This window comes from Fructilactobacillus sp. X1R3C1 (genome assembly GCF_059901545.1).
In genome coordinates this window covers 1-15,362 of the sequence record NZ_JBWXUT010000003.1, presented here as the reverse complement: position 1 = coordinate 15,362, position 15,362 = coordinate 1, and the positions used below count along the sequence as shown (strand labels likewise).

Below are 15,362 nucleotides of genomic sequence, written 5' to 3'. Positions count from 1 at the left end.
AGTGAGTAATTATTCATTTCGGCCATTTTAGGTTAATTAGAAGTAAATGGGAGACAATAGTAATGAAAATGATTGTGGGATTAGGCAACGTTGGTGCTGAATTTGATGGTACTAGGCATAACACGGGGTTTATGGTGGTTGATAAGTTTGCTGATCAAAACCAGATTACGATTAATAAACAAAAGATGGATGCCATGTATGGTACGGGAATAGTCAATGGTGAAAAGGTAATGGTAGTCAAACCAATGACGATGATGAATGATTCAGGGCGCGCAGTTCATCCCTTGATGCAATTTTTCAAATTAGATCTTGATGATTTAGTGATTGTTTACGATGACATGGATTTACCAGTGGGACGAATTCGGCTAAGAAACCACGGTTCGGCTGGTGGTCATAATGGAATTAAAAGTATCATTGCGCACCTTGGGACCGATCAGTTTAATCGGATTAAGATTGGAACCAGTCATCCCAAACGTGAAAGTGTTGTGAACTATGTCTTGAGTAAATTTAGTCTGGAACAACGGGCACCGTTTTTAGAAGCGGAGGATCATGCGGTTAAAGCATTAGACGAGTGGGTTTCTGGTACTCCATTCAGTAAGTTAGAAAATCAGTTTAATTAATTCGTATAATTAATAAAAGAGGAGATGAGTTTTTGAAGCTAGATGAAACGTTAAAAGAAATGCCACAGTATGAAAAAATCAGTTCAAACCTTGATCCTGATACCAAGCAACTGATCACTGGGACTAGTGGATCCGCTCGTACTCTATTATTAAAACAATTAATTAATGATAAGCAAAAACCTACGATATACGTAACCGATACGATGAACCATGCGGATCAAATTACCGAGTCTTTTAATGAAGTAATGGATTCAGATCAGGTCTTTGAGTTCCCAGCTGAAGAACTCGTCGCGGCAGAGATTGCAACCAGCTCTCCGCAGTATCGAGCTCAAAGAGTGCGGGCCCTAAACGCGCTTGAGTCAGGGAAACCAGTGGTGGTGATTGTTTCAACGGCTGGTCTTAAACGATATCTACCAGAGCCAGCTAGTTTTAATCAAGCCAAATTACACTTCAAGGTTGGAGACGACTTGGACCTTATAAAACTTCAACAACAGTTGGTTCAAATGGGTTACGAGAAGAAGAACATGGTTTCCGCTCCCGGTGAATTTGCTAATCGTGGGTCAATTTTGGATATCTACCCGCTTAATTCGGACTATCCAATTCGGATTGATTTTTTTGATACGGAAGTGGATTCCATGCGTTATTTTGATGCTGCTACCCAACGAAGTGTGGCAAATATTGATGATATTAGTGTGTTGCCAGCTTCTGATTTTTTACCCAGCGAAAGCGATCGCAAGCATGGAATCAAGGAACTTTCCAAACGATTGAACCAAACCATCAAAGACGACGGCAGTGACGTTTTAGTTGATAACATTCAACAGGTGATTGACGGGCTCAAAGGCCAATCGATTGACCAAAAATGGAGTGAGTATAGTCAGTTTATTTTTGAAAAGGGAACCTCAATTTTAGATTATTTACCTGAAAATGGGATGGTAGTCTATGATGACTACAGTCGCATAAGGGATGCTAATAAGCAACTTGAAAGTGACGAACAGAACTGGCGTGATTCAGTTGAAGATAATCATGAACTGTTTTCTGACCAGAAACTGTCGCTTAATTTTAGAACGGTTACTAGCAGTGACCATCATGCGACCCTTTTATTTTCTCTGTTTCAAAAGGGACTAGGGCGAATGAAGCTTTCTGACATCATCGACATCAAGGTTCACCCAATGCAGCGTTTTTTTGGACAAATGCCGATGTTTAAAGCAGAAATGCAACGTTATCAAGCTGAGAAACGAACCGTGGTCATTGCCGTTAGTGATGAAAAACGAGTGGAAAAGGTTGCGTCAACGTTGAGTGATTTTGGTGTTGATGCCATTCAATCAACCACTGATAACATTATTAAGGGAAAGACTCAGATTGTTTCAGCTAACCTAAAAAATGGCTTTGATTTGCCGGCCGCTAACCTAGCGATTGTTTCTGAATCAGATATGTTTAAACGGGTGAATGAACAAGGGAAAAAGAAACGAGTTAGAAGACAGACCTTTTCTAATGCAGAGCGAATCAAAAGCTATACCGATTTAAAACCCGGTGACTACGTTGTTCACGTTAATCACGGAATTGGACGATACGATGGGATGAAGACTATGGAAGTCGATGGCAGACATCAGGACTATATGACCTTGACCTATCAAAAGGGTGCTAAGATCTACGTTCCCGTTGACCAACTGAATTTGGTACAAAAATACGTTTCGTCTGAAGATAAACATCCAAAGATTAATAAACTTGGTGGAACGGAATGGGCCAAGACCAAACGGTCAGTCGCTTCTAAGGTGGAAGACATTGCTGATGATCTGGTTGACTTGTACGCCAAACGGGAGGCCGAGTCGGGTTATGCCTTTCCGGTTGATGATCAATATCAGGCTGAGTTTGAGCAGGCGTTTCCATACACGGAGACACCCGATCAGCTTCGAAGTACTGATGAAATTAAAAAAGACATGGAGAGTCCCCATCCGATGGACCGTTTACTGGTTGGAGACGTGGGCTACGGGAAAACTGAGGTAGCCTTGAGAGCGGCCTTTAAAGCCGTTGAAGCCGGGAAACAGGTGGCTTTTCTAGTGCCGACAACGGTACTAGCTCAACAACATTATGAGACCATGGTTGAACGATTTAATGGTTTTCCTGTTAAAATCGGAGTTCTCTCGCGTTTTGACACGCCCAAACAGACCCGCCAAACCATTCAAGACCTAAAGGACGGAAAAATTGATATCGTGGTTGGCACCCACCGTTTGCTGTCTAAAGACGTGAAGTTCAATGACTTAGGTCTTTTAATCGTCGATGAGGAACAACGATTTGGGGTTAAACACAAAGAAAAAATCAAGGAATTGAGGTCGGATGTCGATGTGTTGACGCTAACTGCCACACCAATTCCACGGACTTTAAACATGTCAATGATGGGCGTTCGTGACCTATCAGTCATTGAAACGCCTCCGGCTAATCGCTATCCGATTCAAACCTACGTGATGGAACAAAATGAGGGTTCGATTGTGGACGGAATCAGACGGGAGATGCAACGTGGAGGACAGGTCTTTTATTTGCACAATCGGGTAAAAGATATTGATCAGACGGTCGACAAGTTGCAAACCCTTTTGCCTGATGCGCGGATTGCTTCCATCAACGGCCAGATGTCCGAAAATCAAATGGAAGGGATCCTGTACGACTTTGTTAACGGAGATTATGATGTGTTGGTTACGACGACCATCATCGAAACGGGAGTTGACATTCCTAATGCGAATACCCTGTTCGTTGAGGATGCGGATCGGATGGGACTCTCCCAGCTTTATCAGATTCGGGGAAGAATTGGTCGAAGTAATCGAGTAGGACAAGCTTACTTTATGTATCAGCCAAATAAAGTGTTGACCGAAGTTTCTGAGAATCGACTAGAAGCCATCAAGGATTTCACTGAATTGGGTTCAGGATTTAAGGTGGCCATGCGTGATCTTTCGATTCGTGGGGCTGGAAACGTGCTCGGAAAGCAGCAGCACGGTTTTATTAATTCAGTTGGTTATGATATGTATACTAAGATGTTGTCTGATGCTGTCTCCAAGAAGAAGGGCCAGCATCGCGTGGTTGAAAAGTCTGATTCAAAGGTTGAACTCGGGATTGAAGCTTATCTTCCGGCGACTTACATTGAGGATCAGCAACAAAAGATTGAATTATACAAGCGAATCCGACAGATGGATAGTGAGGAACAATTTACCGAACTGCAAAGTGATTTAATTGATCGGTTTGGTGAATATCCTGATGAAGTAGCTAATCTGCTTGAAATTGACCGCATTAAGATGCTTGCCGATTATGATCTGATTGATAAAATTCGCAAAGATCAAAATAATTTAACCGTTACCATGAGTAAGGTAGGAACCCAAAAATTCACTAGTAAAGAAATTTTGAAAGCCATTGCTGATACGGATTTTCGTTCCTCAGTGAAAGTGGTTAACGGGTGTTTTCAAATTAAGTTAGTTGTTCAACCAACGATGAAAGATGCCGATTGGTTGAAACAGCTTTATCAATTTGTCAAAAGCTTGAGTAAAATAAGATTGGATCAAGAAGAACATGAATCAAAAGACAAGTAAAAAGATTGTTAGTGGAACCTTGATCCTTTCGGTAGCTGCCATTATTTCAAAGGTACTAAGTGCCGTTTATCGGATTCCACTGGAAAATTTTGTTGGAAACGTTGGATTTTACATCTATCAGCAGGTTTATCCTATTTATGGGATTGGGGTTGCGTTTGCCTTGACCGGTCTTCCAGCGTTTGTTTCCAAGATGATTGTGGAACGGGAGACTGAAGAGGAGAAACAAACGTTGTTTTTCCAAATCATGGTGATCTTAATGATCATTTCGGTGGTTGTTTTTGGCGGATTACAGTTATTTTCATCAGAAATTGCTGCTTTAATGGGAGACTTTGAATTAAAACCCGTAATTCAAGCGGTAAGCTGGATGTTTTTGTTGATGCCCCTCTTAGCGGATGTGAGGGGGTACTTTCAATCTAGCATGCAGATGATTCCAACGGCGACTTCTCAAGTGGTAGAGCAGTTTGTGCGGGTTTCAATGATCATTGTGGTAGCCTATTTAGCAGCCGTCCAGCATTGGAACTTATATAAGATGGGGACGTTAGCAATGTTATCGGCTCCATTAGCAGCGATTTTTTCAGCACTTATCTTGGGATATTATGCACGTGACATACTTGCTCATTTTCACTTTCAAGATTTGAAATTTAACTACCTGAAATTAGCGAAGCAAATCATCTTACAGGGTGGTGTGCTTAGTGTTTTAGCTGCTCTAATGGTGTTAATGCAGTTGGTCGATTCATTTACGGTAAAAAATGGGCTGGTAGTAAGTGGTGTAAGTAATCTAATGGCTCAGACCCAAAAGGGGATTTATGATCGCGCTCAGCCCATTGTTCAACTAGGATTAGTGATTGGAACGGCCATTTATTCAACCGTCTTGCCGCAGATGGCGTATTATCATCATGCTGGAAAAGAAAGGTCATTTAAGACCCTTGTAAAACACAGTATGCGCATTACACTGGTAGTGACGATGGCAGTTACCTTCGGACTGATTAGTATTATGCCTCAATTAAATCATCTCTTGTTTGGGAGTTATGATTTAGACATCACGCTTTCGGTATACTGTTTGAGCATCCTCTTCGCTACGATGGTGACAGCCCTTAACTCGGTTTTACAGAGTATTGATGACTTTAAAAGTACGGTGACCGCTATTTTGTTGGGTCTAATTTGTAAAATAATGATCACTAAGTGGTGCGTAATTCATTTCGGGATCATTGGTGCTTCATTATCAACTATCATTGCTCTGTTAATCGTGTTATTAGTTAACTGGTATACTAGTCCAAAGCGGGTTCATGAGCACATTTTTAGTTGGAAGTTCCTATTAGAGGTATCATTAATCAGTATGGTAATGGTGATTGTCGTTGTTTTAACTGAATTCGGATTGAACCACGTCCTTGGAGATACCAGTCGACTGGTGGATGTTATTAAATTAATGATTGTTATTCCGATTGGGGCATTCGTGTTTTTAGGAATGTGTCTGAAAGGAAAAGTTTTGACTGCTTCGGAGTTAGCGATGGTTCCAATTATGAAACGGTTTGTAGGAGATAAGCAAAAATGAGAATTGATAAATTTTTAAAAATTTCACGGATTATAAAACGTCGTCCAGTTGCCAAAAAGATTGCCGATCAAGGGCGAGTCTTTGTAAACGGCGAGCCAGCCAAATCATCAAGTAAGGTTTCGGTTGGCGATCAAATTCTGATTAAGTTTGGAAATAAAAATTTAACCGTAGAGGTGCTACAACTGTTAGATACCACCAAAAAGTCTGATTCAGACACGATGTATAAGACCATCAGTGAAACCTATGATCGTGACTATCGGGCTGAAAATGATGAATTAGAATAATTATTGTTGAATTAATATTATATTCTGGCTTTACATGTGGTACTATGTTCATATAAATTCGTGGAGGCATTCCTGATGAACAGAAATAACAACGTTGAATACTTGAATTCTGCTTCAAGGAAAAGTAAAGCAAACCAACATCAAAGAGATAATAAGAAGTTAAGTAAAAGAACCAAGCGACTGGTTGCTCTCGTGGCAATATTTGCCGTGGCTTTTTTGGCGCTCGGGTGGCAAATTGTTAGTGGAATGAATCAAATTCACGGTGTGAATGCCCAAATTACCAGAAAAAAACAAGATTACCAGGTTGAAAAACAAAAAGAAAAGAATCTTAATGAACAAATTAAGCTTTTAAATAACAAGAATTATCTTCAAGAATTGATGCGAGCTAAATATTATTATACAAAACCAGGCGAAACTGTTTACAGTTTCCCACAGAATAGTAAGATTGGTAATGAATAGAGGATTACTAGGATGTAATCTTCTTTTATTTTACTTTAAAGGATTATGTTATAATTAACACAACATTTATTAGGAGGAATGGCTTTTTTATGACAATTAAGGTTGGAGAGAAGGTCACTGGGAAAGTTTCAGGAATTACTAATTTTGGAGCTTTCATTGATCTAGGCGATCATAAGACTGGACTAGTTCATATCAGTGAGGTTTCTGATGGTTACGTAAAAGATATTCATGATATTCTGTCGGTTGGCGATGAAGTGACCGTTAAGGTTTTGAGTATTGGGGATGATGGTAAGATTGGCCTATCAATTCGCAAAGCTTCCGATCATCCAGAAAAAGAATCACATCAACATCATGGTGAACATAATCATGATGAGCATTCACACTACGGGCACTCAAATAACGGGAATCATGGACATCGCAGTGGCCGCGACAATCGTAATGGCCATAAGGGTAAGAATGAAAGCTTTGATGATTTGCTTTCAGACTTCATGAAAGAAAGCGAAAGTCGGATGTCCGTCATTAAGAAAAACACAGAAGGAAAACGCGGCGGTCGTGGTGGTCGTCGTAGTTAATGAACGAATAACTGGGCAGATTGCTCGGCTTTTTTGTTTTGGAGGTTAATTTGAATTTACGTAATCAAATTAATTCGTTGGTTAAGAAGAAACAATGGTGGAAAAAAGACGAAAATGTTGTGATTGGGGTCTCAACTGGAGTTGATTCCATGGCTTTGTTAGATTTACTCCAACACTTAAAAGATTTTAAACCTCATATTATTGTTGCTCATGTTAACCATCATTTACGAAAACAAAGTGAGGTTGAAGAACGGTTTCTGATTGATTACTGTAAGAAACACCACCTTGATTTGCGGGTTGGCAATTGGAATCACGACCAGATTAGTAGTGGGGTGGAGAATCAAGCTCGTAAGTTTCGCTATCATTTTTTTGCGGAAGTCATGAATGATTTTAATGCTTCAGTCTTGTTAACGGCTCATCAAGAAAATGATCAAGCCGAGACCATCCTTATGAAACTCATTCGCAGTGGGAATTTGTTTGAGGTTCAAGGAATTAAAGAGAGTCATCCCTTTAATGGAGGAACGATGGTTCGACCATTACTACAGTTTTCGAAAGAATCCATCCGTTTGTATGCTAAAAATCATTCGTTAACATGGTATGATGATAAAACTAACTTTGAAAATACGGTCCTCCGTAATCGGATTCGCAACCAGGTTTTACCAGAATTAATTAAAGAAAATCCTAATGTTATCTCTCATTTTGCTAAGTTTGCTAGTAATTTGCAGTCGGAACTCGACGGATCAAGTGGTTTCGCTCAAGCCGATCTTTTGAGACATGACTTAAAGGTTAAAAGAGACTGCGTAAGTGCCGAGTACGATACAACGTCAATTAATCAACTTTCCATTTTACTTCGCGCATTGTTAAAACAGTTGACGTCAACGGTTACTCTTTCTGATAATCAAATTGCTGAAATTTTGACTTTAGTTAAAGATTTTGGAAAACCACAGGGAAAATTGCGAATTTCAAATGCTTATTTTTTTGAAAAAAGTTATAATAAAATCATGTTTTTTAAACAATCTCCTAACAATTACGATGATCACCGTGATGAAAGTTCGTTTGTGGTAGAATTAAACCAGTGGAACCGCAACGTTAATGGATTTAATTTTGGTATTTTTGATGAAAATCATGTTCCAAAGGGAAACTTTTGGCGTCGAAGTCATTTTGATTTGGCGGACTCCCAGTTTCCCTTGTCCAAAAGAGCCTTTAAACCGGATGATACCGTTGAACTCAAGAATGGCGGTCATCAGAGTTTAAGAAGATTGTTAATTAATCAGAAAGTTCCAAGTGCCAAGCGACGTCACGTGCAAGTACTGGTGGACAGTAAGGAGAGTGTGTTGGCCGTCATTGGTTATAAGGAAAGCAAGTGGTTGCCTAAGGGTGCAACTCACGGGTATGAACTTTTAATTACGCGAAAGGATATAACAAATGAATGACGATATTGAGCGGGTCTTATATAGTCAAAAAGACATTGCTTCTGCAGTAAAAAGGCTAGGGAAGCAGTTAAGTAATGATTATCGAGACAAAAAGCCACTAGTGGTTTGTGTGCTGACTGGGGCAGTGTTATTTATGAGCGATATTATTCGCCAGATGGACATATACCTAGATCTTGATTTTGTCGATGTTTCAAGCTATAAGGGTGGGACTGCTTCAACCGGAAAAGTTGAGCTCATCCGTGATCTTGATGGTGATGTTAGTGGCCGCGATATCATTTTTGTTGAAGATATTATTGATACAGGACGCACCCTTCAATTTCTTGAGGATTTGGTTTCAGATCGAGGAGCTAATTCAATTAAAGTTTGTACCATTTTTGATAAACCTGAGGGAAGAGTTGTCCCTGCCAAGGCAGATTATGTGGGTTTTAACGTTCCAAATGAATTTATTGTCGGTTATGGACTTGATTACAAGGGTTTTTATCGTAACTTACCGTACATTGGAATTTTAAAACCTTCAATTTATTCGGCCTAAACGGTCGTCCATTTAAAGTAAAAGTGATAACATTCTATTTGTTATCTTTTCGAGAAATTAGATTGGGAGGCACAAATGAAAAATAATAAAAATGGGCTTTTTAAGAGTAGCCTATTTTATATCATCATCTTTGTGGTTGTCATGGGTGTGATTATGCTTGTCACTGGTGGTGGCAGCGGATCACAAAGCACTCAAACTCAGGGAATTCGTTCAAGTCAATTTACAAATGATTTGCAGACGAACAAGGTTAAAAACTTCTCTGTTCAACCTTCTGGCGGTGTATATAAAATAACTGGTCAGTACAAGAAGCCCCAAAATGTTAAGCAGAAAAATAACGGAATTCCGCTTAATTTTAGTAATGGAAAACTTACCAAGTCGAGCAACAATACTTACACTAAGGTAAATGGATTCACTACTAGCATTTTAAAGAATGACTCATCGGTTAGTCAGATTACCAAGTTAGCTAATAAGAATAAGGTGCCGATGAGTACTAAAGAAACACAATCGAATAGCTTTTGGTTAAACTTAGCAATATCAGTTCTACCATTATTAATCTTCATTTACTTGTTCTACATTATGATGAAGCAAGCTGGTGGAGCAGGTGGTGGCGCTGGTGGTGTCATGAAAGTCGGAAAGAGCCAGGCTAAACCAGTTAAGAGTAATGTTAAGTTTAGTGACGTTGCTGGTGAAGATGAAGAAAAACAAGAACTGGTCGAAGTTGTTGAATTTTTAAAGGATCCAAAGAAGTTTACTAAGCTGGGTGCCGTTATACCAAAAGGTGTCTTGCTTGAGGGACCTCCGGGTACTGGTAAGACGCTGTTAGCCAAGGCGGTTGCTGGTGAAGCAAACGTTCCATTCTACTCATTATCAGGGTCTGATTTCGTTGAGATGTTCGTTGGGGTTGGTGCGAGTCGTGTTAGAGACTTGTTTGCTCAAGCTAAGAAGAATTCACCGGCCATCATCTTTATTGATGAAATTGATGCCGTTGGACGAAAACGTGGATCCGGAATGGGTGGCGGTCACGATGAACGTGAACAAACCCTTAACCAGTTGTTGGTTGAAATGGATGGTTTTACTGGTAATGAAGGTGTTATTGTCATTGCCGCCACGAACCGTTCTGATGTTTTAGATCCAGCCTTAACTCGTCCAGGTCGTTTTGATCGGAAAATCTTAGTTGGTCAACCTGATGTTCGTGGACGAGAAGCAATTTTGAAAGTTCATGCCAAAGACAAACCACTTGCTTCTGATGTTGACCTTCATGAAATTGCTAAACAGACTCCCGGATTTGTTGGTGCTGATTTAGCGAACTTGCTAAATGAAGCTGCCTTACTGGCCGCGAGAAATGGTGATAATGAGATTAATGCGGCTGATATGGATGAAGCTGAGGATCGTGTTATTGCTGGACCGGCTAAACGTAATAAGGTTATTAACGAACACGAACGTCAAATTGTGGCTAACCATGAAGCTGGTCATACCATCGTTGGTTTAGTATTAAATGACGCTCGAGTTGTTCATAAGGTTACCATTGTTCCAAGAGGTCGTGCTGGTGGATATGCCATCATGCTGCCTAAGGAAGACCAACAATTGATCTCAAAGAAGAACGCTCAAGAACAATTAGCTGGGTTAATGGGTGGTAGAACTGCTGAAGAAGTCGTTTTCCATTCTGAATCATCAGGTGCTTCAAATGACTTTGAGCAAGCCACTAATCTTGCTCGTGCCATGGTTACTCAATATGGAATGAGTGACAAGATTGGAACCGTGGAACTCGAAAGTCCTAACCAAGATCCATACGCTGCTCCTAAGTACTCACAGGAAACCGCAGCTAAGATTGATGATGAAGTGAAATACTTTATTGATGAAGCTCATAGTGAAGCTAAGGAGATTATTGAGGGTCATCGTGATCAGCACAAGGCAATTGCGGATGCGTTGCTTAAATACGAGACGTTGGATGAAAAGGAAATTTTGAGTCTCTACAAGACCGGTAAAATGCCTGAACATTCAACCAATAGTGATGAGTACCCTAGTGAAAATGAAACCTTTGAACAAGCTAAGAAAGTCATTGACGCTAAGGAGCACGAGCACGAAAAGAAACTTGAACAAGAAATTGATCATTCTGAAGAAAAACACGATGAAAATCATGATAGTAATTCAGATCACCAAGATTCTGATAATCAAGATCAATAAACGAAAAGAACGTTGGGATCAAAGCCCACGTTCTTTTTTAATCTAAGGAGGGAATAAAATGAATGATAAAAATGATGTATTAGTTAAGGCACTTACCAAAGATGGGATGTTTCGGGTTTACGGCTTAAACGCGACTGGAATTGTCAGTTATGTTCAAAAAATTCATGATACCTGGAGTACATCAACGGCAGCACTTGGAAGAACGATTGCCGCAACCTTGATGCTGTCGGCCTCAGTGTTAAAGGGAAAAGAAAGCATGACCGTTCGCTTAAATGGACGTGGTCCAGTCGGCGGAATGGTTATTGATGCTGATGCTAAGGGACACATTAAGGGATACATTCAGCATCCTCACGTTAACTTGCCACTCACAAAGGATGGGAAAGTTGATGTTTCTAAAGGTGTAGGAACGAATGGTTTTTTAGAAGTCGTTAAAAATCAGGGAACAAGTGAGCCCTACACTAGTGATGTTCCACTCGCAAGCGGTAAAATTGGTGATGATTTTACCTTTTATCTAGCAAAGTCAGAACAGATTCCATCAGCCGTTGGAGTTTCGGTTGACATTGACGGAGAAAACAACGTCCAAAGTGCCGGGGGATACTTGATACAGGTTATGCCTGGTGCTTCTGATGAGGCAATTGATAAGTTGGAGCAGACTTTAAAGAATGCGCTCAGTATTTCGTCCATGTTAGAAAAGGATCCTAATCCTGACCACATTTTGGATGAGTTATTTGGCACGGATAATCTGGACGTTGTTGATCATATGCCAGTCGAATTTGTCTGCAATTGTTCCAAAGAAAAATTTGCCAAAGACATTGCGGGAATTGGTAAGAAGGATCTGCAGCAATTGATTGATGAAGATCATGGGGCACAGGTTGTATGTAATTTTTGTGGTAAAAAGTATAACTTTTCGGAAGATGAATTAGTTGATTTACTGAATGAGAAGGATAAGTAGTATCAAAGAGCGTGCTGTCATACGGTTCGCTCTTTTTTGTACTGGTATGGTATTATATAAAATGTTTGGAAACAATTTAGATGAGGTGAAAAAATGGAGTGGAAAATTGGAAACGTAACGATTCCAAATCAATTAGTAGTAGCTCCAATGGCTGGAGTTACGAACTCAGCCTTTAGAATCATTTGTAAAAAGTTTGGTGCGGGATTAGTTGTCTGTGAAATGATTTCCGATCGTGGAATTATGTATAACAACAAAAAAACGTTAAGCATGGTTAACGTTGATCCTAATGAACATCCAATGAGTATTCAGATTTTTGGTGGAACCAAAGAAACTTTAGTGGAGGCTGCTAAGTTTATTGATCAGAAGACGGCTGCTGATATTATCGATATCAACATGGGTTGTCCCGTAAATAAGGTCGTTAAGACCGATGCCGGGGCTAAGTGGCTCCTTGATCCAGATAAGGTTTATGAAATGGTGTCATATGTAACTGCTACCGTTAAAAAGCCAGTAACGGTTAAGATGCGAACTGGTTGGGATGAGGATCATGTTTATGCGGTGCAAAATGCGCTTGCTGCTGAGGCGGCTGGGGCTTCTGCTGTTGCGATGCACGGTCGAACTAGAAAACAAATGTATACCGGTCATGCTAACTGGGAGATTTTAAAAGAAGTTGCCGATGCATTGACGATTCCGTTCATTGGAAATGGTGACGTGACTACTCCACAACAGGCTAAACAAATGATTGATGAAGTAGGTTGTGATGCAGTAATGATGGGCCGTGCCGTTGAAGGAAATCCCTGGGTTTTGAGGCAAACTGAGCACTATCTAGCAACTGGCGAATTAATCCCGGAACCAAGTGTTGAGGAAAAAATCAACACTGCTAAGGAACACTTGCATGGGCTGGTTCGAATTAAGGGTGAATACGTTGGACCAAGACAATTCAGAGGTCAGGCAGCTTATTACTTGAAAGGAATTTCTCATTCGGCTCGAACCAAAGTGAAGTTAAACAATGCTGAGTCTGAAGCAGAGATGGACCAGATCTTCGATGATTTTCTAGAAAAAGATGCGATGAGAAACGCACGGAAAAATGCATAATTACGATGCTTAACTATGTTATTATGAATGTAAGTTACTAGTTTGGGGGATTTGAATTGGCACAAGAGAAGAAAATGAATGACCAATTAAAAGTTCGTAGAGAAAAGATGCAAGAGCTACGAGATGAGGGAATTGATCCTTTTGGTCATGCCTTTAAGCCAACTTATTTGGCAAAAGATTTAGACAAAGAGTTTGATAAGTACGATAAGGAAGAATTAGAACAAAAAGATGTCAAGGCTACGATTGCTGGGCGAATGGTAGCTAAACGGGGCAAAGGTAAAGTTGGATTTGCCGATATCCTTGATCGTTCGGGTAAAATCCAGGTTTACGTTCGAAAAGACGTTGTTGGAGAAAAACAGTATCATATCTTTAAACGTGCTGACATCGGGGACTTTCTTGGCTTTACTGGTGAAGTAATTAAGACAGACATGGGGCAACTAACCGTTCGTGCGACGTCCATTACTTTCCTATCAAAGGCACTTCGTCCACTTCCTGATAAGTATCACGGATTACAAAATAAGGAACAAAAGTATCGTCAGCGATACCTTGATTTAATCTCAAATCGTGATAGTTTTGAGCGTTTCCAGAAGCGGAGTAAAATTATTAAGGCAGTTCGAAACTTTTTGGATAATAAGATGGACTTTACTGAGGTTGAGACGCCAGTATTACACACTACTGCCGGTGGAGCATCCGCTCGTCCATTTATAACTCATCATAATGCCTTAAATATTGATTTATATTTGCGAATTGCACTGGAACTTCATTTGAAGCGTTTGATTGTAGGTGGCATGGGACGTGTCTACGAGATTGGCCGTGTGTTTAGAAATGAAGGGATGGATAAGGAACACAATCCTGAATTTACTGAACTTGAGACCTATGCTGCATACTTTGATTTTCATGATGTAATGGATGAAACTGAAGGAATTTTTAGAGCCGCTGCCAAAGCCGTTAGTGATAATGGTAAGGTTACGTATCAGGGTGAAGAAGTTGATTTGAACCAAGAATTCGATCGAATTCATATGGTTGATGCCGTGAAAAAATATACGGGAGTTGATTTTTGGCCTAAGATGTCGGATGATGACGCTAAGAAGTTGGCTGATAAACACGGTGTGCACTATGAATCATACTGGAAAGTTGGTCATATCATTAATGCTTTCTTTGAACAGTTCGTTCAACCAAAGCTAAAGAAGCCAACGTTTGTCTATGGTCATCCAATTGAAATTTCTCCTTTGGCAAAGAAAAATGCTGATGACCCAAGATTTACGGACCGTTTTGAATTATATATTCTTGGTAATGAATATGCTAATGCTTTTTCTGAATTAAATGATCCAATTGATCAACGTCAACGTTTTGAAGCTCAAGCTAAGGAACGTGAAGAGGGGAATGATGAAGCTCAGGGTATCGATGAAGACTTTATCGAAGCACTTGAGTATGGCATGCCTCCTACAGGTGGATTAGGAATTGGAATTGATCGTTTGGTAATGCTTTTGACTGACGCACCATCCATTCGTGATGTTCTCTTGTTCCCAACTATGAGACCAGAAGATAATTCTGATAATCCACAGGATGAAGATAATAAAAAATAGATTTGTTTGATAGAAAAAGAGATGATTTTGATCATCTCTTTTTATTTGTACAAAAATGATTTGAAACATTGTTAGAGTAGCTTTTGTAAAGATTGATCACTTGTCCGATTATGTTCATTTATTAGATGGAAAATAAAAATTGAAAAAAGTTTGACCTTTTTTGACCAAAAGTGTTGACAAAGTATTTGAGCGCATGTATAGTAGTAAATGCTCAGTGAGAGAGAAAAATGATTTGATAATAATTAATAAGTCACTGATTATGAACTAAGTTAATTATCATAAATATTGCTCTTGCACTAAAGTGCAAAATACTGTATTATATTTGATGTTGCAATAATGGTTTTGCCGATTGCTAACAAATAAATTTAAAATAATTGAGTTTATCTGTTGACATTGAAAGCACAACGTAGTATAGTTATATATGTTGCGTTAAGGAAGAATCAAACGGCAACAATCAAGAGTAGATCTTTGAAAACTGAACAAGATTTTGATTACAAGTGTAAGGTAATTTTAAGTTGTAGAAC

12 protein-coding genes are annotated in these 15,362 nt (G+C 39.7%); all 12 read left to right on the top strand.

Features of this window, described 5'->3' with window-relative positions; translation table 11 throughout:
• Positions 1-62: 62 nt before the first annotated feature.
• The 12 genes from pth to lysS all read left to right on the top strand — a co-directional run bounded on the left by pth (position 63) and on the right by lysS (position 14,838).
• Positions 63-620, top strand: a complete 558-nt coding sequence (pth, locus tag AC6UD8_RS04110) for an aminoacyl-tRNA hydrolase (protein WP_500699651.1) — start codon at positions 63-65, stop codon at positions 618-620.
• Between the two features lie 32 nt (positions 621-652).
• Positions 653-4,192 carry a transcription-repair coupling factor gene (mfd, locus tag AC6UD8_RS04105; protein ID WP_500699652.1) on the top strand — a complete coding sequence of 1,180 codons (3,540 nt, stop codon included), beginning with the start codon at positions 653-655 and terminating at the stop codon, positions 4,190-4,192.
• Positions 4,173-5,744, top strand: a complete 1,572-nt coding sequence (locus AC6UD8_RS04100; RefSeq protein ID WP_500699653.1) for a putative polysaccharide biosynthesis protein — start codon at positions 4,173-4,175, stop codon at positions 5,742-5,744. The genes mfd and AC6UD8_RS04100 overlap by 20 nt, the downstream gene beginning before the upstream one ends.
• Positions 5,741-6,028, top strand: coding sequence for an RNA-binding S4 domain-containing protein (locus AC6UD8_RS04095; protein WP_500693974.1), 288 nt, complete (start codon positions 5,741-5,743; stop codon positions 6,026-6,028). The genes AC6UD8_RS04100 and AC6UD8_RS04095 overlap by 4 nt, the downstream gene beginning before the upstream one ends.
• A gap of 75 nt (positions 6,029-6,103) precedes the next feature.
• Positions 6,104-6,487: an FtsB family cell division protein gene (locus AC6UD8_RS04090; RefSeq protein WP_500699654.1), complete on the top strand. Its 384-nt coding sequence runs from the start codon at positions 6,104-6,106 to the stop codon at positions 6,485-6,487.
• 89 nt (positions 6,488-6,576) lie between these two features.
• Entirely contained in the window at positions 6,577-7,059 is a 483-nt protein-coding gene (locus AC6UD8_RS04085) for a S1 domain-containing RNA-binding protein (RefSeq protein ID WP_500693972.1), read from the top strand.
• 50 nt (positions 7,060-7,109) lie between these two features.
• Positions 7,110-8,492, top strand: a complete 1,383-nt coding sequence (tilS, locus tag AC6UD8_RS04080) for a tRNA lysidine(34) synthetase TilS (RefSeq protein WP_500699655.1) — start codon at positions 7,110-7,112, stop codon at positions 8,490-8,492.
• Entirely contained in the window at positions 8,485-9,024 is a 540-nt protein-coding gene (hpt, locus tag AC6UD8_RS04075) for a hypoxanthine phosphoribosyltransferase (protein ID WP_500693970.1), read from the top strand. The genes tilS and hpt overlap by 8 nt, the downstream gene beginning before the upstream one ends.
• A 75-nt stretch (positions 9,025-9,099) precedes the next feature.
• Complete coding sequence (gene ftsH, locus AC6UD8_RS04070; RefSeq protein WP_500699656.1) at positions 9,100-11,208, top strand: ATP-dependent zinc metalloprotease FtsH; 2,109 nt, start codon at positions 9,100-9,102, stop codon at positions 11,206-11,208.
• A 58-nt stretch (positions 11,209-11,266) separates the two neighbouring features.
• Positions 11,267-12,160 carry an Hsp33 family molecular chaperone HslO gene (gene hslO, locus AC6UD8_RS04065; protein WP_500699657.1) on the top strand — a complete coding sequence of 298 codons (894 nt, stop codon included), beginning with the start codon at positions 11,267-11,269 and terminating at the stop codon, positions 12,158-12,160.
• A 93-nt stretch (positions 12,161-12,253) separates the two neighbouring features.
• The gene (gene dusB, locus AC6UD8_RS04060) at positions 12,254-13,252 is read left to right on the top strand and encodes a tRNA dihydrouridine synthase DusB (protein WP_500699658.1); all 999 of its coding nucleotides are present in this window, start codon (positions 12,254-12,256) and stop codon (positions 13,250-13,252) included.
• Positions 13,253-13,308: 56 nt separating this feature from the next.
• Positions 13,309-14,838 carry a lysine--tRNA ligase gene (lysS, locus tag AC6UD8_RS04055; protein WP_500699659.1) on the top strand — a complete coding sequence of 510 codons (1,530 nt, stop codon included), beginning with the start codon at positions 13,309-13,311 and terminating at the stop codon, positions 14,836-14,838.
• Positions 14,839-15,362 lie beyond the last annotated feature (524 nt).

Excerpts from the sequence above, each read along its gene's own strand:
- pth (WP_500699651.1), top strand. The coding sequence starts at position 63 with ATGAAAATGATTGTGGGATTAGGCAACGTTGGTGCTGAATTTGATGGT.
- AC6UD8_RS04100 (WP_500699653.1), top strand. The coding sequence starts at position 4,173 with ATGAATCAAAAGACAAGTAAAAAGATTGTTAGTGGAACCTTGATCCTT.
- AC6UD8_RS04095 (WP_500693974.1), top strand. The coding sequence starts at position 5,741 with ATGAGAATTGATAAATTTTTAAAAATTTCACGGATTATAAAACGTCGT.
- AC6UD8_RS04090 (WP_500699654.1), top strand. The coding sequence starts at position 6,104 with ATGAACAGAAATAACAACGTTGAATACTTGAATTCTGCTTCAAGGAAA.
- AC6UD8_RS04085 (WP_500693972.1), top strand. The coding sequence starts at position 6,577 with ATGACAATTAAGGTTGGAGAGAAGGTCACTGGGAAAGTTTCAGGAATT.
- hpt (WP_500693970.1), top strand. The coding sequence starts at position 8,485 with ATGAATGACGATATTGAGCGGGTCTTATATAGTCAAAAAGACATTGCT.
- ftsH (WP_500699656.1), top strand. The coding sequence starts at position 9,100 with ATGAAAAATAATAAAAATGGGCTTTTTAAGAGTAGCCTATTTTATATC.
- hslO (WP_500699657.1), top strand. The coding sequence starts at position 11,267 with ATGAATGATAAAAATGATGTATTAGTTAAGGCACTTACCAAAGATGGG.
- dusB (WP_500699658.1), top strand. The coding sequence starts at position 12,254 with ATGGAGTGGAAAATTGGAAACGTAACGATTCCAAATCAATTAGTAGTA.